The sequence below is a fragment of the Arthrobacter sp. 05T420 genome (assembly GCF_056396305.1).
Genome location: NZ_JBFTLG010000002.1, coordinates 240,260 through 257,572, shown reverse-complemented (window position 1 = coordinate 257,572; position 17,313 = coordinate 240,260). Strand labels below are relative to the sequence as shown.

Below are 17,313 nucleotides of genomic sequence, written 5' to 3'. Positions count from 1 at the left end.
CTACCGCCGGAGTTCGGCGGCAAAGCCTTCCTCACTGGAGACGTGCGCGGGCAGCCCGGCGGGGGCGTCACCGTGGTCCGGCACGGGCAGCCGCTCCCCGCCGCGGAGGGCGGACTCGTGCGCGACGATGCCCGGAAGGGTGTAGCGGGCGGCTTCCCAGGCATTGACCGGCGGCAGCGTTCCGGTGGCGACGGCGGTGGCGAAGTCGTCCACCAGGAAGTGGTGGCTGCCCTCGTGCCCGTTGTGAAGTCCGCGGAACTCGGCGGGGAGCCGGCCGGCGTCGTGCACCGCGGCCAGACCGGAGCTGAAGGCGTCCCGCAGGGCCGGTGCGACGTCGGCCAGCGCCGGATCGTCGGCAGCGAGCGTGGCGTGGGTGTCCAGTTCGGCGCTGACATCGGTCACTGACTCTTTGTCCTGCCACACACTGACCGTGGCCAGCTGCTCGAAGCTGGCTTCGGTGCCGAAGTACCGGAAGCGGCTTTCGCGCAGGTGGGAGGGGTAGCCGACGCGGCGCATCTCGTTGATGCGCATGGAGCCGCCGGTTGAGAGTTCGAACAGCGCGGTGGCATTGGAAAAGTCGTTGCCGAACATGCTGACGTCCTTGTCGAACACGCCGTCGCCGCGTTCGTCGGAGACGCCGATGCAGCTGACGCTGACGGCATGGCCGCCGATCGCGCCCAGCACCCCGCCCGTGGAGTGGGTCGGGTACAGCATGGGCGGGTAGCTGGCGGTGCGCTTCCAGTCCGCCCCGCCGCTGTACTGGTAGGCCTCGTAGAAGCCAAGGTCCATGTCGTGCACGTAGTCGCCCTCGGCATAGAAAATGCGGCCGAAGGCGCCTTCGGCCCTGCGCTTGCGGGCATACACAGTGGCGGGGTTGTAGTAGCTGGTCTCGCCCATCATGTAGGTCAGGCCCGTCTCGCGGACGGCGTCGATGATCCGGGCGATCTCGTCCTCACTGATGGCCATCGGCACTGCCGAGTAGACATGCTTGCCCGCGCGGAGCGCCTGCAGCACCAGCGGCCCGTGCGTCCAGCGCTGGGTGAAGATTGCGACGGCGTCCACGCCGCCGTCGAGCATGGCCTCGAAGCTGGGATACGTCCCGGCCAGGCCGAGCCGCTCCCGGAGGGCCTCGGCCCGTTCCGGCAGGACATCGGTGATATGGACTTCTGAAATTTCGGGGTGGGCGTTGAAGAGCTTGGCGAAGGCGCCTGCGAACTGGCCGGCGCCAACGATACCTAGTGAGAATGTCATGCACGCAAGTTTCACACCGGTTTCTACTCGAGTCAATAGATCATGATGAGCGGAATTTTTCAGCCCGGAAACATGAACGAAACGGTTGCGCATCGGAAAGTTACTCGTGTAGATTCATCTCCCAGTTGTAATCCACGTCACAGCACCACGTAACTGCGGAGGACCCACCAATGACCACCACAACTGCCCGCGGAGCCGTTCAGGCCCGCAAGGCGACCGGCACGGGAACGGGAAAGGGCAACGCTGCCCCCCGTCGCCTGCGCCGACCCCGGAGCGACCTGAGGGTCGCCCTCTTCTTCATCGCCCCGGCCCTGCTGGGCTTCGTTGCCTTCTACCTTGTGCCGAGCATCCGCGGCGTCTACCTCAGCTTCACCGAGTACAGCGTCCTGGGCGATCCAACCTGGATCGGCACTAAGAACTACACCGCGATCTTCGCCGACGATCTGTTCTGGAACGCCATGGCCGTGACGGTCCAGTACGTGGCACTGAACATCGGCTTCCAGACCGCGATCGCCCTCGGCCTGGCGCTCCTGATGCACAACGTCGCCAAGTCCACCTTCATCCGCGGCGCCCTGCTGCTGCCCTTCCTGGTGGCGAACGTGATCGTCGCACTGCTGTGGTTCTGGATGCTCGACTACCAGCTCGGAATCGTCAACGAGGTCATCAACTGGATGGGCCTGCCGCGCATCGCCTTCTTCGGCAGCGAGCAATGGGCCATCCCCACCATCGCCGGCGTCAACGTCTGGCGCCACATGGGATACACGGCCCTGCTGATCTTCGCCGGCCTGCAGTCCATCCCCAAGCACGTGTACGAGGTCGCCTCGCTCGACGGCGCCTCCCCGACCCGGACCTTCTGGAGCATCACGATGCCGCTCCTGCGCCCCGTGCTGGTGCTGGTCCTGGTGGTCACGGTGATCGGCTCCTTCCAGGTCTTCGACACCGTGGCAGTGACCACGGGCGGCGGCCCGATCAATGCCTCCCGCGTCATCCAGATGTACATCTACCAAAAGGCATTCGGTGAATCCGACTTCGGCTACGCCTCGGCGCTGTCCGTCATTCTCTTCGTCATTCTCGCTCTTGTGGCCTTCGTCCAGATGAAGTTCCTCAAGGGCAACGAATCGGATCTGGACTAAGGAACCCCAGCCATGACTACCTCCGCCCCTTCCCGCAAGAATCCCGCCACCACCGCTACAGCTCCCAGGAAGCCGGTCAACTGGCGCCGCGTCGGCGCCTGGACCCTCGTCGCCGTCGCCGTCGCCGTGACGATCGCGCCGTTCCTGTGGATGCTCCGCACCGCACTATCCAGCAACGCCTCCCTCGCCTCGAACGCCAGCAACCTGCTGCCGGCCGACTTCAGCCTCGGCGCCTTCAAGCGAGTCCTGGGGCTGCAGAGCCCCGAGGAAGCGATCGCCGAGGGCGGCTCCGGCGCCGCCATCAACTTCTGGCTGTACCTGCGGAACTCCATCATCTTCGCCACCGTCACCACCGCCGGGCAGGTCTTCTTCAGCGCGATGGCCGCCTACGCCTTCTCCCGGCTCCGCTGGCCGGGCCGGAACGTGGTGTTCGGCCTGTTCCTGGCCACCATGATGGTCCCGCCAATCTTCACAGCCCTGCCCAACTTCCTGATGATCAAGAACCTGGGCCTGCTCAACACTTTCGCCGGCATGGCCCTGCCGTTCCTGTTCATGACCCCCTTCGCCATCTTCTTCCTGCGCCAGTTCTTCCTCTCCATGTCCCGCGAGGTGGAAGAGGCCGCCATGCTCGACGGCGCCAAGCACGTGCGGATCTTCTTCCAGATCGTGCTCCCGAACGCCGCGGCCCCGCTGGCCACCTTGGCGCTGCTGACCTTCATCGGGCAGTGGAACGAGTACTTCTGGCCGCTGCTGGTGGGCCAGGACGAGAACGTCCGCGTCCTCACCGTGGGCTTGGGCGTCTTCAAGTCCCAGTCCCCGCAGGGCGCCCCCGACTGGGCTGGCCTGATGGCCGCAACCCTGATCGCGGCCCTGCCCGTCCTCCTGCTCTTTATCGCCTTCGGCAAGCGGGTGGTCAACTCCATCGGCTTCTCCGGCATCAAGTAACCCCGACCCAGCACGCACTCCCCGTCAATAAGCGTTCCCCTCAAAGAAGCACTTCCATGAAAGGTCCACCATGAAGAAGACCCTCGGCGCCGTCGCTGCCGCCGCAGCCATCGCCATCTCCCTCTCCGCCTGCGGCGGTTCCGCCCCCTCGGCCGACGCCAAGGGCGAAATCAACTACTGGCTGTGGGACGCCAACCAGCTCCCGGCCTACCAGAAGTGCGCGGACGATTTCACCAAGGCCAACCCAGACATCAAGGTCAAGATCACCCAGCGCGGCTGGGACGACTACTGGACCACACTGACCAACGGCTTCATTGCCGGCACCGCCCCCGACGTCTTCACCGACCACCTCTCCAAGTACCCCGAGTACGCCGCGAAGAAGCAACTGCTCCCCCTCGACGACGCCGTCGCCAAGGACGGCATCAAGCTGGACAGCTACAACAAGGGCCTGGCCGAGCTCTGGGTCGGCCAGGACGGGAAGCGCTACGGACTGCCCAAGGACTGGGACACCGTAGGCCTCTTCTACAACAAGGCCATGACGGACTCCGCGGGCCTGACCGCCGAGCAAATGGCCAACCTGGACTGGAACCCGAAGGACGGCGGCAGCTACGAAAAGGCCATCGCGCACCTGACCGTGGACAAGAACGGTGTGCGCGGCGATGAGGCCGGCTTCGACAAGAACAACGTGGCCGTCTACGGCCTCGGCCTGGAGTCCTCCGGTTCGGGCCAGGGCCAGACGCAGTGGAGCTACCTCACCGGCACCACCGGCTGGACCCACACCGACAAGAACCCCTGGGGCACCAAGTTCAACTACGACGACCCCAAGTTCCAGGAGTCCATTGCCTGGTGGGCCGGCCTGGCGGACAAGGGCTACATGCCCAAGCTTGAAACCACTGTAGGCGCCAGCATGTCGGACAACTTCGGCGCCGGCAAGGCCGCGATCAACACCACCGGCGACTGGCTGATCGGCCAGTACACCGGCTACAAGGGTATCCAGACCGGCATCGCCCCCACCCCGAAGGGCCCCGAAGGCAAGCGCGCCAGCATGTTCAACGGCCTGGCCGACTCCATCTGGGCCGGCACCAAGAACCCGGCAGCCTCGGTCAAATGGGTCGAATACCTCGCCTCCTCCGCCTGCCAGGACGTCGTAGCCTCCAAGGCCGTCGTGTTCCCGGCCATCACCAGCTCCTCCGAGAAGGCAGCCGCAGCGTTCAAGGCCAAGGGCACGGACGTCTCCGCTTTCACCCAGCAGGTCAAGGACGGCACCACGTTCCTGTTCCCGATCGCGGACAAGGCAGCCAAGGTGGACGGCATCATGAAGCCGGCCATGGACGCAGTGCTGTCCGGCAAGAAGCCTGCCAGCTCCCTCACCGAAGCCAACGACCAGGTCAACGCCCTGTTCAAGTAGGCCTCTGAAGCCATAGCCGCCGGCAACGGCGGCGCCCGCTGCGCGGGGTCCCAGCCGGGATCCCGCGCACCAGCACCTGACTTCCGCACAACTGAAAGCGAATCCCATGCACCCCGTGCACCTGCGTTCTGCCGGCACCAGCCTCCTGCTGGCCTTCGACTCCGGCGAGGCCGAGATCGTCCATTGGGGCGCCGACCTCGGCGAACACCTCCCCGATCTGGCGATCCTCCGCGGGCCCGTGTCCCACTCCGCCCTCGATGTCCCTGTCACCGCCGGGCTGCTCCCGCAGGCCTCCTCCGGCTGGGCCGGACGGCCGGGCCTCCGCGGGCACCGGAACGCAGACGGCGGCCCCGGCCAGGACTTTTCGCCGGCCCTGCGGGTGGTTTCCGCCCAGGTGCAGGACGGCGGCCGCGGGGTACTGATCATCCACCGTGATTCCGAGGCCGGACTGGACGTCAGCTCCGAGCTCACCCTCCACCCCGGCGGCCTCCTGGAGCTGGTCCACACTCTGACCAACAACGGCACGGCAGAATACCAGCTCGAAGAACTCGCCACGGTGCTGCCGGTGCCGCGGGACGCCACGGAACTGCTCGATCTCACCGGACGCTGGTGCCGCGAAAACCACCCGCAGCGGCACGCCGTCCAGCAGGGAACCTGGGTCCGCACCGGCCGGCACGGCCGGACCGGCCACGATTCCTCGCTGCTCGTGGCCGCCGGGACCGCCGGCTTCTCCAACCGCCGGGGCCAGGTGTGGGCCACCCATTTCGGCTGGAGCGGCAACCACGAGCAGTACCTCGACAGCCTCACCGACGGCCGGCGCATGCTCGGTGCCGCGGAGCTGCTCGGCTCCGGCGAAGTGGTGCTCCACCCCGGCGGCAGCTACCGGACGCCGTCGCTCTTTGCCGCCTATTCCGGCCATGGCCTGGACGGCATCACCGAGGCCTTCTACCACTGGTTCCGCGCCCGGCCGCAGCACGTGGACACCACGTCCGGGCGGGTACGCCCGGTGGTGCTCAACACCTGGGAGGCGGTCTACTTTGACCACAGCCTCGAACCCCTGCTGGAACTCGCCGAATCGGCGGCCCGGCTCGGCGTGGAACGCTTCGTCCTGGACGACGGCTGGTTCCGCGGCCGCCGCGACGATCACGCGGGCCTGGGCGACTGGTTCGTCGACGAGGGTGTGTGGCCCGGAGGCCTCACGCCGCTGATCGACGCCGTCACCGGGCACGGCATGGAGTTTGGCCTGTGGGTGGAGCCGGAGATGGTCAACCTGGACTCCGACGTCGCCCGCGAGCACCCGGAGTGGATCGTGGGCCCGTCGGTGCTTTCCTACAAGGACGGCGGCCGGCTCCCGCACACGTGGCGCAATCAGCACGTCCTGGACCTCGCCAATCCGGAGGCCTGGCAGTACATCTACGGCCGCCTCGACGCCCTGCTGCGCGAAAACAACATCGCCTACCTCAAGTGGGACCAGAACCGGGACCTCACCGAGCACGGCCGCGGCGGCCGCCCGTCCGTCCACGAGCAGACGCTCGCGGCCTACCGGCTCTTCGACGCGCTCAAGGCAGCGCACCCGGACGTGGAGATCGAAAGCTGCTCTTCCGGCGGGGGACGGGTGGACCTCGGCATCCTGCAGCGCACGGACCGCGTGTGGGCCTCGGACTGCAACGACGCCCTGGAACGCCAGACCATCCAGCGCTGGACACAAGCCATCCTGCCGCCGGAGCTGGTCGGCGCGCATATCGGACCCACCACCTCGCACACCACGGCCCGCACGCACGACATCTCCTTCCGCGCCATCACCGCGCTCTTTGGCCACTTCGGCATGGAGTGGGACATCCGCGCGGCCACGGACCAGGAGCGGGCAACGCTGCGCCGCGTGATTGCGCTGTACAAGCGCCACCGCGCACTGATCCACTCCGGCAAACGGGTCAACGCGGACACCGCCGAGCCCACCTTGAGTGTTCACGGTGTGGTTGCGCACGACGCCGGTGAGGCGCTGTTCGCCGCCGTGTCCCTGGCGTCGGCCCCGGCCGAGGTCCCCGGACTGGTGTCGCTGCCGGGCCTTGACCCGACCCGGAACTACCGCGTCCGGGCCGAGCTACCCACGCCCCTCGACGGCGACTACGCGCACACCTACACCCAGGTCCAGCCGCCCGCCTGGCTGGAAGACGGGGCCGTTGCCACCGGCGCCTTCCTGCGGCACGTCGGCCTGCCCCTGCCGCTCCTGAACCCGGAGCACGCCCTGCTCCTGCACGTCCAGGCCCTCTGACCGCCCGGTCCCCACCCCCTGAAGGAACCCCATGACCAGCATCATCAGCCGCAGCGACGCCCCGGCGTCGGTGTCCGCGGTCACCAGCACACGCCTGGCCGACGGGCGCGAACTGCTATATTTCGACGACTCCGACCGTCCCCGGCCACGCCCGTCCTGGGACCGCCGCGAACTTCCCGAACGCGGACCCTCCGGGGAGATCAGGTACGACGCACTGACCGGGGACTGGGTGGCGGTCGCCGCGCACCGGCAACACCGGACGCACCTGCCGCCGGCGGACGAGTGCCCGCTGTGCCCGAGCACCGACGCGCGGCCCTCCGAGATCCCGGCCGCGGATTACGACGTCGCCGTGTTTGAAAACCGCTTCCCGTCGCTGGGACCGGATTTCGCACCCACCCCGGCATCGCCGGGCTGGGGAACCCGCGGAATCGCCGGCGGCCGGTGCGAGGTGGTGGCCTTCACCCCGGAGCACACCGGGACGTTCGCCGCGCTCAGCAGTCGGCGCGTGCGCACCGTGATCGACGCCTGGGCGCACCGGACCGAGGCATTGAGCGCACTGCCGGGCGTGGCGCAGGTGTTCTGCTTCGAGAACCGCGGCCAGGACATCGGCGTGACATTGCACCACCCGCACGGCCAGATCTACGCCTATCCCTATGTCACGCCGCGGGCCGCGGTGATGGCCGCGGCCGCCCGGCAGTTCCACGACGCGGCGGGCGGAAAGGCCACCCTGACCGGGACCATTTTGGCGGGCGAACGCGCCGACGGCGCCCGCATGGTGCTCGAGGGTGAGTACTTCAGCGCCTACGTCCCCTTCGCGGCCCGCTGGCCGCTGGAAATCCACCTCGTCCCGCACCGCCAGGTTCCGGACCTGGCGGCGCTGACGGGCGCCGAACGCGACGAGCTCGCCGTGCTGTACCCGGAGCTCCTGGGCCGGCTGGACGCCCTGTACGGCAGCCCGACGCCGTACATCAGCGCCTGGCACCAGGCCCCGGTTGACCCGGTGCTGCGACGGTCCGGTTACCTGCACCTGCAGCTCACCTCGCCCCGGCGGGCCGCGGATAAGCTCAAGTTCCTGGCCGGCTCCGAGGCCGCCATGGGCGCCTTCATCAACGACACGACGCCCGAAGAGGTCGCCGCCCGGCTCCGGGATGCCAGGACAGGAACCCCATGACCAACATCGACAGCAAAGGAACGGCTTTGGCGGACGTTCTGACCGGCGCCTTCGCCGGCCACTTCGGCGGGCACCCCGACGGCGTGTGGCAGGCACCGGGACGGGTCAACCTGATCGGCGAGCACACGGACTACAACGAGGGCCTCGTGCTGCCCTTCGCCATCAACCGCAGCACCACCGTCGCCGTGGCAGCCCGGGCAGACCGCACGGTGCGGCTGGCCTCCGGGTTCCCGGGCGCGGAACCGGTCGAATTCGATCTCGACACGTTCACCCCGGACCAGGCTGCGGGCTGGTCCGCCTATCCGGCCGGCGTGGCCTGGGAGCTGGAACGCGCGGGCATTCCGGTGCCGGGCTTTGACCTGTTCGTGTCCTCCGATGTCCCGGTCGGCGCCGGCCTGTCCTCCTCCGCGGCCCTGGAGTGCGCCGTCGCCCTTGCCCTGTCCGATCTCACCGGAGCCGGTCTGGACCGCGCCGACCTGGCGGACATCGGGCGGCGCGCCGAAAACAACGTGGTCGGCGCCCCCACCGGCATCATGGACCAGTCCGCCTCAATGCTGGGCACCGAGGATTGCGCCGTCTACCTGGACTGCCGCGACCTCAGCTCCCGCCCGGTGCCGCTTGGCCTGGCGGAAGCCGGGCTGGTGTGCCTGGTCATTGACACCAGGGTCTCGCACGCCCATGCCAGCGGCGGGTATGCCGCGCGCCGGGCCTCCTGCGTCCAGGGCGCCCGGGCCCTGGACGTGGGCGCCCTTAGGGATCTCGGTGCCGCCGACCTGCCCCGGGCCGAGCGGATTCTCGACGACGAGACGTTCCGCCGGGTCCGGCACATCGTCACCGAGAACGAACGGGTGGCCCGGACCGCGGAACTGCTCGGGACCCACGGGCCGCTTGCCATCGGGGAACTGCTGGACGCCAGCCACCGCTCCATGCGGGACGACTTCGAGATCTCCTGCCCGGAGCTGGACCTGGCCGTTGACACCGCCCGCGCCAACGGGGCCGTCGGTGCCCGAATGACCGGCGGCGGGTTCGGCGGTTCGGCCATCGCCCTGGTTCCGGTGAGCGACGCCGATCGGGCCCGGTCCGCGGTCCTGGCCGGCTTCGCCGCCCGCGGGCTGCCGGTTCCGGACGTGTTCGCCGTCCTGCCGGCAGAGGGGGCGCGGCGGCTCTGATCAGGCCGGCGGCCCGGTGGTCAGCGCCCGAAGCCGGTGCAGCGCGGCCCTCTGCCGGGTCCCGGCCATCAGTACTTCCGTAGATCCAGCGGATCCTGGCCGTACCAGCGCTTGCGCAGTAGGGCAGTGGCGGCTCCCAGGACGCGCCGGAGTTCCTCCGTGCTGTTCGAGAGCGATCTCAGCACCAGCCCGGTCGTTCCCAGCACGGCGGCGGTGAGCGAGATGCCGGTGCGGGCGCCATACCCGGCCGTGATCTCGTGGAGCTCGTCGGCAAGGGCCTGGTTCACCCGCGGGTCCACCACGATCAGCGACCCCAGATGGCTGAAGCCCTCCATGAACGCCATGCCGGTGACATCGCCCAGGGACGGGCGGATGAGCACGTTGTCCAGGGCCAGCAGCCCGCCCGCTCCCCCGGACTCGACCCGGATCTCGGTCCGCAGCCGCAGCTCCTCGTACCGGAACGAGGCCCCGTCCGGCGACCAGCCGGGGGTGATGATTTCGGCCATGATCAGGCTCGAGGACGGCCGCACCGTGACGTGGGTATTCTGCCGGTAGCTGGCCTCCCGGTAGGCGATCACTTGGTCCGGGGCGAGCTCCAGCCGCGCCCCCTCCCCCAGCCGCAGCCTCATCCGCTGCTCGGCAAAGGATCCCGGAGTCCGGTAGATCTTGGTGGCCGACTGCGTGGCGAGCAGCAGCTTCGCCCCATCGGCCACCTCCACGTCAATCACATACAGATCTGCCCCCAAATACGCCCCGCCCGGATTGACGAGCACATAACAAACCTGCCCGCTGCCATCCAAGTAATGCGGCCGCAAAACCCTCAAAGCCCCCCGATGGAACTGATGCGTGGCAACAGAACGTCCTGCACGATTAGTGACGACGAGTTCGAGCTCCCCCATCGGTGACTTGACCGCTGAGGCGGCGAGGCCGGATTTTGGGGCCGCGGCGTGGCGGGCCTCGCGGGGGGCCCCCCGCCGCGAGGGCCCAGACTCGAGCTTGCGAGAGTTGGGAGCGGCCGGGGACGGGCACGGCCCCAAATCCGGCGAAGCCGCCGGAGCCGGCACAACCGTCGTCATGACGCCAGGTCGAGCATCAGGACGTCCCGCCGCACCCATTCGATGACGCGCTCCAGCCCTTCGTCGGTCTTGAGGTTCGTGAAGCAGAACGGCTTCTCGCCCCGGAATTCGCGTGAGTCCCTTTCCATGACGGCGAGGTCCGCGCCCACGTGCGGCGCGAGGTCGGTCTTGTTGATGATGAAGAGGTCGGCCTTGATCATGCCCTGGCCGGCCTTGCGCGGGATCTTCTCGCCCTGGGCGACGTCGATGATGTAGATGGAGAAGTCCACCAGCTCGGGGCTGAAGGTGGCGGAGAGGTTATCGCCGCCCGACTCCACGAAGATCACCTGCAAATCGGGGTGCCGCTTCTTCAACTCCTCGATGGCTGCCGTGTTCATGGAGGTGTCCTCTCGGATGGCGGTATGCGGGCAGCCGCCGGTTTCGACGCCGATGATCCGGTCCAGCGGGAGGATGCCGTTGGCGGCGAGGATCTTGGCGTCCTCGATCGTGTAGATGTCGTTGGTGATGGCCGCCATGGAGATGTCCCGGCTCATGTGGCGGGTGAGCCGCTCCACGAGCTGGGTCTTTCCGGCGCCCACCGGGCCGCCGATGCCGATCTTGATGGGCTCAGACATATTCTTCTCCAGACATATTTCTCGTACAGCCTTTCTTGGACGGCTCGGTTAGCTCATGAACATGCGGGCGCGCTGGCGTTCGTGCCGCATCTGCGAAATTTCGAGTCCGGGGCTGACGGCGCCAAAGTCGACGGCCGTGAGGTGGCCGGCCCGCTCAACTGCGGCAGCGACGTCGTCGGCCGCCTTCCGCAGGAGCCGCTGGCCGGCGTTCTGTCCCAGCGGAATTGCCCGTACGGCGTTCTGCGTCAACGACGTCACGGCGGCGAACAGGTAAGCGGCGAGGGCCTCGCCCAGCGGGACAGCCAGGGAGCGGGCGACGACGGCGAACGCCAGCGGTTGGTGCCCGGCGGCACGGCCGCACCTCACGAGATCTTGGTACTCGGCCAGTCCTGGGGACGGAAAAATCTCGGCCCCGATCTCCAGCAGCCGGGTCCCCATCTTGACGCTGGCCTCGCGCAGCTGCCGGGGCAGGAGCTGGGCGGTCAGCAACGCATCCAGTTCGGCAACCGGAACGTCCTCATAGAGGAACCGGATGGCCAGGGCGTCGGAGTATGTCAGCTGCTGTGAAATGAAGGCCGCCAGCCACACCCCGAACGACTCCTCGTCATGCACCAGCCCGCGCTCAATGTACGTTTCAAACCCCAGCGAGTGCGCAAACGCCCCGGTAGGCAGCGCGGAATCCGTCAGCTGCTGCAACGCGAGCTGGTAGCGGGCACGGCCCCCTTCACCCGCTGGCGCTTCTGGCGCCGATCTAGTGCGAGTGCTCGGCATGGCGGAAGGGGACGGGCATCACGCGCGTCTGGCGGTCGTAGGGCGCTCCGACGTGTTTGAGATAGTCCTCCACGGTGTGGTCGTACTGGCAGACCATCACCTCCGCCCCATACTCCGAGGAAGCGTCGAAGAACTGGGCCTGCAGGTGCCGGTTGCCCAGGGAGTGGGCCACCACCCCCATTTCGTGGATGGAGCGCGGGGCGATCACCAGGACATCGGTGGGCAGCACCGACACTACGATCATGTTGGTGTCGGCCACGTGCAGGATGTCGCCGTCGCGCAGGTCCCCGGAACCGGCGGGGAGGCGGATGCCCAGTTCCTTCCCGTGATCGGTGGTGACGCGCTGGATGCGTTTGACCAGCTGGGCGCTGGGCAGCACCACCTTTTCCCGGTGCAGCCCCAAGTACGGGTCCGGACCGGGAGGGAGGTCGTGGGTGTTGCCGAGGACCTTTTCGATGATCATGGTGGTCTCCTCTGGAAGCCTAGAAAAGGAAGTAGCGCTGCGCCATGGGCAGGACGTCCGACGGTTCGCATGTGACGTCCTCGCCGTCGACCCTCACCTGATACGTTTCCGGGTCCACCTCGATGTCCGGGGTGGCGCCGTTGTACTTGAGGTCCGCCTTGGTGAGGTTCCTGATGCCGGACACCGGTCGGATGACCTTCTCCAGTCCGATCTCGGCCGGGACCCCGGCGTCGATGGCGGCCTGGGAGAGGAAGGTGATGGAGGACTGCTGCAGGGCCTTGCCGTAGGCGGCGAACATCGGCCGCATGGTGCGCGGCTGCGGGGTGGGAATGGAGGCGTTGGCGTCACCCATGAGGGCGTAGGCGATCTGGCCGCCCTTGAGCACAAGGTCCGGCTTCACTCCGAAGAACGCGGGGTCCCAGAGCACCAGGTCGGCGAACTTGCCGACCTCCACGGAGCCGATGGAGTCGGCCATGCCCTGCGCGATGGCGGGGTTGATGGTGTATTTCGCCACGTAGCGTTTGAGCCGGAAGTTGTCGCTTTCCGCCCCGAGACCGGACGCGGCGCCGTGGCTGCCCCCGTCAGGGTCTTTGAGGACGCCGCGCTGTTTCTTCATCTTGTCCGCCACCTGCCAGGTGCGGATGACCACCTCGCCCACCCGGCCCATGGCCTGGGAGTCGGAGGACGTGATCGCGAAGATTCCCAGGTCCTGCAGGACGTCCTCGGCGGCGATGGTCTCGGCACGGATGCGGGAGTCCGCGAATGCCACGTCCTCCGGGATGTCGGGGTTCAGGTGGTGGCAGACCATGAGCATGTCCAGGTGCTCTTCGATGGTGTTGCGCGTGTGCGGCAGGGTGGGGTTGGTGGAGGCCGGCAGGACGTTGGGCAGCCCGGCGATCTTGATGATGTCCGGGGCGTGGCCGCCCCCGGCCCCTTCGGTGTGGAAGGTGTGGATCACGCGGCCGTCGATGGCCCGGATGGTGTCCTCCACGAAGCCGCACTCGTTCAGGGTGTCGGTGTGGATGGCCACCTGGACGTCGTATTGGTCCGCGGCCTGCAGCGACGTGTCGATCGAGGACGTGGTGGAGCCCCAGTCCTCATGGACTTTCAGCCCGATCGCGCCGGCGCGGATTTGCTCGGCGAGGGGTTCGACCGCGGACGCGTGGCCCTTGCCGAACAGTCCGATGTTGATGGGGAGCCCTTCGGCGGCCTGCAGCATTCGGTGGATGTGCCATTTTCCGGGCGTGACCGTGGTGGCTTTGGTGCCCTCGGCGGGACCGGTGCCGCCGCCGACCATCGTGGTCACGCCGCTGCACAGGGCTGCGGGCACCTGGTCCGGGGAGATGAAGTGGATGTGGGAGTCGATGCCGCCGGCGGTCAGGATTTTCCGCTCGCCCGCAATGATCTCGGTGCTCGCGCCGATCACGATGTCCACACCGTCGGTGATCTGCGGGTTGCCGGCCTTGCCGATCCGGACGATATGGCCGTCGCGGAGCGCGACGTCGGCCTTGTAGATGCCGGTGTAGTCCAGCACCACGACGTTGGTGATCACGGTGTCCGGGACTCCGCCGCCGGAACCAAAACCGCCAGAACCGTCCCGGGTCAGCTGGCCGTTCTGGCCCATGCCGTCGCGGATCACCTTGCCGCCGCCGAACACCACTTCCTCGCCGTAAACGGTAAGGTCCTTCTCGATCTCAAGAAACAGATCCGTGTCGGCCAGGCGGATCGCGTCGCCCGTCGTCGGGCCGTAGAGGTCCGCATACTGCCTGCGCGATAGCTCGAAACTCACTGTGCGTCACCTTCCCCTTGGGAAACATGGAGTCCGGGGTTGCGGAGTGTGCCGTTGACGGCGTTGCTGAGGCCGTACACTTCCCGGCTGCCCGCGAGCTCGATCAGCCGGACAGTCCTGCTGTCCCCGGGTTCGAACCGCGCGGCCGTGCCGGCCGGGATGTCCAGCCGGCGGCCGTAGGCGGCCGCCCGGTCAAATTGCAGCGCCGGATTGGCTTCGGCAAAGTGATAGTGCGAGCCCACCTGGACGGGGCGGTCACCGGTGTTGGTCACCGCGACGGTCACCGCCTCGCGGCCAGCGTTGATCACCAGCGGCGTGGCGCTGAGCACGTATTCTCCAGGAATCATGGAAGCCCCTTAGCGGATGGGATCGTGAACGGTGACGAGCTTGGTGCCGTCCGGGAAGGTGGCCTCGACCTGGACGTCGTGGATCATTTCCGGCACGCCCTCCATCACGTCATCGCGGTCAAGCAGGGTGGTTCCGTAACTCATGAGCTCCGCCACGGTCCGGCCGTCCCGGGCGCCCTCCATCAGTTCGTAGCTGATGACGGCCACGGCCTCGGGGAAGTTCAGCTTCAGCCCGCGGGCCTGGCGGCGGCGGGCGAGGTCCGCCGCGACCACGATCATGAGCTTTTCCTGCTCACGGGGCAAGAGGTGCATGACGAATCCCTTCAAGAACCGGCCGGCTGGCGGACCGCGGATGCCACGGTGTGACCAGCGTAGGCCGCGGAGATTTCCTGCAGGTTTCCTGCGTCACATTTGTGGCTTCTCGTGGCTGGCGGCGCTCAACCCCGCGCACCGCCCCTGAAGTCCGGCGCCGGACACGACGCCCAGGAACTAACCGCCTGGCTGCTGGATCCGCACTGAGCCGCCGGCGTCGGGACGCAGAAGGGCCACCGGAGCGTACTGCACCGGTGGCCCGTTGACCCAAGTGCCTACAGGGTCGGCTCGTCGAACCGCTGACCTTCGGGCTTGGGGCCCATCAGGATGAAGACGAACACGATGATGGGACCGGCCAAAGGGATCAGAACCAGAAGGTACATCCAGCCGCTGTAATTGGCGTCGTGGAGGCGCCGGACCGTCAGCGCCAGGGACGGAACGAGCACTGCCAGGAACCAGATGGCGGCCAGAACCAGCCCGACAACGTAACCTGGGCCCGGGACGCTCGTTCCGTCAGGACGCAGCGTTGCGCCGGCGGAGCCGCCGACAAGCATGACCACGTTCAAGACGAGCGAGATGATGCTGGCGACGAGCGTCCACCACCAGTATTCGCTCCGGCTCGCCCGGCCTGAGAACGTTGCGTATTTCTTGAAGAACCTCGACACGGCCGCCGGCAGAGAGGCGCCATAGAGGGGTGCCCAGAGCGGGACCGGTCCGGCCGCGGTCCCCGGGTAGGCCGGCGCGCCGTACGGGCTCTGCCGGGGCTGCTCGCTCGGCCACTGCTGCTGGCCGGTGTACTGCGGGAACTGATGTGGATCTGACATGTCGCTCTCTTTCAATGCACGATTTAGCGGGCGTCGGTTGCGCCATGGTACCGGCGATACGTCGTCTGCGGCAGGGTACGGGTGGAGTGTTTTCGCAGGTCAAGGCCTCAAAAAGAGGCCCCGGGTGCAGCTGACGGTCCGCAACAACGGCCCGAATTGCTCGAGCCGGTGGAGGAGCCGTCACGCCGCCGTCGAGCGGCTACCTGGCGACGGCCGGCGTGACCGCGGAGAAAACGGAAGCCGGGAGGTAGCCGCTCCTGGACACGTTCACCTTGACCTTCAGCGTCTTGCCGGCCTGGGCTACTGCGGGAGTGTACGTCTTGCTGGTGGCGCCGGGCACGGCCACCCCGCTGGCGTACCACTGATACTTCACGGTGAGCCCGGGGAGATTCCAGATACCCGCGGTTGTCGACAGGACCTGGCCGACCTTGGCGGTGCCGGCGATGGCCGGTGCCTTGGAGGATAGGATCAGGCCCTTCGTGATAACCCCGGTTTCGGCCGAGACCACAGGCACGCTGTTCCGGTATTTGTACTTCCCGGCAACGGTCCGGACACTGATCTTTGCACCGAGGTCTTCTGCGGTCAGCCGGTACTTGTCCTGGCCACCATCCCAGCCGGGGATATCGATCCCGTTGCGCATCCAGTGCCGGAACAGCGTGACACCGGGAACGTCCCAGGCGCCCTGGCTGGCAGAAAGCCAGGACCCGGTGGTCAGTGAGCCGGAGATCAACACCGGTCCCGTTGACTTGATGTATGCAATGTAGACGCGGCTTGTCGAGTCGGACACGTAGAACTGAAAGAGTGAGCCAGGTTTCGTGCCCATGGCTTTGACGGTGAGCCCCTTGTTGAGGTCAGAGGTGACCGGGACGTATGAGGCGCGGGTGGCGCCTGGGATCGGCACTCCATTGAGGGCCCACTGGTAGGTCATTTTGGTGCCGGCGGCCCAGGGGCCGTCGACCCAGTTGCCGGCGACCCAGTTGCCGAGCACGGCGCGCAGGACGTGGCCGACGGCCGGACTGCCGGTGACACGCACATACGGGAACTGGCTGAGGACTTCCGACTGGACGGATATTGCCTTGAGCATGCCGGCTCTTCCCTCTGACGCTTGAGCAGGTGCGCCGGCGGACGCCAGCAATGCTGCCAAAAGCGTGGCGGTTACCCCGAGACGCGCAAAAGTGTTCTTCAATTTTCCCCCAAATGCAGGCCCCGCCGGAGCCGGCACGGCGATGAGGACAAATGTACATGCCGGGAGACATTCGATGATGGAAAACCAGCGCCGGATTCTACGATTCTCAATGACCGTCGGGACGTGCCTGTTGTGCGGCCGGGGGACGATTGTCGTAGGTGTAGGGGGCGCCCGCCATAGGTGACGGCGCCCGCGCCCCTATCCGGTGATCCGCCAGCGGGCCTGGAATTCGGGGTGGTCCGCGTACGGCAGGGCCAGGGTGTGCAGGGACAGCGTGGTCCATTCAATGACGTCCGGCACCCATCCGGCGTCGGCGGGTTCCTCGCTGACCAAAGTGGCCAGCACGGACTGGCGGGCGGATTCAATGATGCCAATGAGCTGGCGTTTGGCCTCGCACTCGCGGAGCAGGCGGCGTTCATACCACTCGCCGGAGACGGCGAGCGTGGGGTCGCCGAGCAGTTTCAGGGCGGCGGCTTCGTCTTCTGTAATGCGTGCGGTCAGGAACTCGACGATGTCCACTCACCGAGCCTATGCGCGCCGGTGCCCGCACGGCTACGGCCCGGCGTTTGCCCTTTTTCCTCA

At 67.4% G+C, this 17,313-nt stretch carries 17 protein-coding genes; 6 read left to right on the top strand and 11 right to left on the bottom strand.

Annotation, left to right across the window (positions count from 1 at the left end):
• Entirely contained in the window at positions 1–1,251 is a 1,251-nt protein-coding gene (locus AC1DEM_RS03510; RefSeq protein ID WP_476883131.1) for a Gfo/Idh/MocA family protein, read from the bottom strand.
• Between the two features lie 170 nt (positions 1,252–1,421).
• Here AC1DEM_RS03510 and AC1DEM_RS03505 point away from each other — a divergent pair, with 170 nt between their 5' ends.
• The 6 genes from AC1DEM_RS03505 to galK all read left to right on the top strand — a co-directional run bounded on the left by AC1DEM_RS03505 (position 1,422) and on the right by galK (position 9,349).
• The gene (locus AC1DEM_RS03505) at positions 1,422–2,384 is read left to right on the top strand and encodes a carbohydrate ABC transporter permease (protein WP_476883130.1); all 963 of its coding nucleotides are present in this window, start codon (positions 1,422–1,424) and stop codon (positions 2,382–2,384) included.
• A gap of 12 nt (positions 2,385–2,396) precedes the next feature.
• Positions 2,397–3,329 carry a carbohydrate ABC transporter permease gene (locus tag AC1DEM_RS03500; protein ID WP_476883129.1) on the top strand — a complete coding sequence of 311 codons (933 nt, stop codon included), beginning with the start codon at positions 2,397–2,399 and terminating at the stop codon, positions 3,327–3,329.
• A 70-nt stretch (positions 3,330–3,399) separates the two neighbouring features.
• The gene (locus AC1DEM_RS03495; protein ID WP_476883128.1) at positions 3,400–4,737 is read left to right on the top strand and encodes an ABC transporter substrate-binding protein; all 1,338 of its coding nucleotides are present in this window, start codon (positions 3,400–3,402) and stop codon (positions 4,735–4,737) included.
• A 106-nt stretch (positions 4,738–4,843) separates the two neighbouring features.
• Positions 4,844–7,009: an alpha-galactosidase gene (locus AC1DEM_RS03490; protein WP_476883127.1), complete on the top strand. Its 2,166-nt coding sequence runs from the start codon at positions 4,844–4,846 to the stop codon at positions 7,007–7,009.
• A gap of 31 nt (positions 7,010–7,040) precedes the next feature.
• A complete protein-coding gene (galT, locus tag AC1DEM_RS03485; protein WP_476883126.1) occupies positions 7,041–8,180 on the top strand; it encodes a galactose-1-phosphate uridylyltransferase in 1,140 nt (379 codons plus the stop codon).
• Positions 8,177–9,349, top strand: coding sequence for a galactokinase (gene galK, locus AC1DEM_RS03480; RefSeq protein ID WP_476883125.1), 1,173 nt, complete (start codon positions 8,177–8,179; stop codon positions 9,347–9,349). The genes galT and galK overlap by 4 nt, the downstream gene beginning before the upstream one ends.
• A 68-nt stretch (positions 9,350–9,417) precedes the next feature.
• On the opposite strand, the gene AC1DEM_RS03475 is transcribed toward galK, so the two are convergent.
• From AC1DEM_RS03475 to AC1DEM_RS03430, 10 genes are all read right to left on the bottom strand, one after another.
• Positions 9,418–10,248 carry an urease accessory protein UreD gene (locus AC1DEM_RS03475; RefSeq protein WP_476883124.1) on the bottom strand — a complete coding sequence of 277 codons (831 nt, stop codon included), beginning with the start codon at positions 10,246–10,248 and terminating at the stop codon, positions 9,418–9,420.
• Between the two features lie 173 nt (positions 10,249–10,421).
• Positions 10,422–11,039, bottom strand: coding sequence for an urease accessory protein UreG (gene ureG, locus AC1DEM_RS03470; protein ID WP_476883123.1), 618 nt, complete (start codon positions 11,037–11,039; stop codon positions 10,422–10,424).
• A gap of 48 nt (positions 11,040–11,087) precedes the next feature.
• On the bottom strand, positions 11,088–11,810 hold the full coding sequence (locus tag AC1DEM_RS03465; protein ID WP_476883122.1) for an urease accessory protein UreF: 723 nt from the start codon (positions 11,808–11,810) through the stop codon (positions 11,088–11,090).
• Entirely contained in the window at positions 11,791–12,273 is a 483-nt protein-coding gene (ureE, locus tag AC1DEM_RS03460) for an urease accessory protein UreE (protein WP_476883121.1), read from the bottom strand. Before ureE ends, AC1DEM_RS03465 begins: the two co-directional genes overlap by 20 nt.
• 19 nt (positions 12,274–12,292) lie before the next feature.
• The gene (gene ureC, locus AC1DEM_RS03455) at positions 12,293–14,062 is read right to left on the bottom strand and encodes an urease subunit alpha (protein ID WP_476883120.1); all 1,770 of its coding nucleotides are present in this window, start codon (positions 14,060–14,062) and stop codon (positions 12,293–12,295) included.
• Entirely contained in the window at positions 14,059–14,409 is a 351-nt protein-coding gene (locus AC1DEM_RS03450; RefSeq protein WP_476883119.1) for an urease subunit beta, read from the bottom strand. Before AC1DEM_RS03450 ends, ureC begins: the two co-directional genes overlap by 4 nt.
• Positions 14,410–14,418: 9 nt before the next feature.
• On the bottom strand, positions 14,419–14,721 hold the full coding sequence (locus tag AC1DEM_RS03445; protein ID WP_476883118.1) for an urease subunit gamma: 303 nt from the start codon (positions 14,719–14,721) through the stop codon (positions 14,419–14,421).
• A gap of 275 nt (positions 14,722–14,996) precedes the next feature.
• Positions 14,997–15,545, bottom strand: a complete 549-nt coding sequence (locus AC1DEM_RS03440) for a DUF805 domain-containing protein (protein ID WP_476883117.1) — start codon at positions 15,543–15,545, stop codon at positions 14,997–14,999.
• Positions 15,546–15,744: 199 nt separating this feature from the next.
• Positions 15,745–16,629 carry a hypothetical protein gene (locus tag AC1DEM_RS03435; RefSeq protein ID WP_476883116.1) on the bottom strand — a complete coding sequence of 295 codons (885 nt, stop codon included), beginning with the start codon at positions 16,627–16,629 and terminating at the stop codon, positions 15,745–15,747.
• Positions 16,630–16,929: 300 nt separating this feature from the next.
• Positions 16,930–17,250 (bottom strand): DUF6221 family protein, encoded by a 321-nt coding sequence (locus tag AC1DEM_RS03430; protein ID WP_277524979.1) that lies wholly within the window; start codon positions 17,248–17,250, stop codon positions 16,930–16,932.
• Between the last annotated feature and the right edge of the window lie 63 nt (positions 17,251–17,313).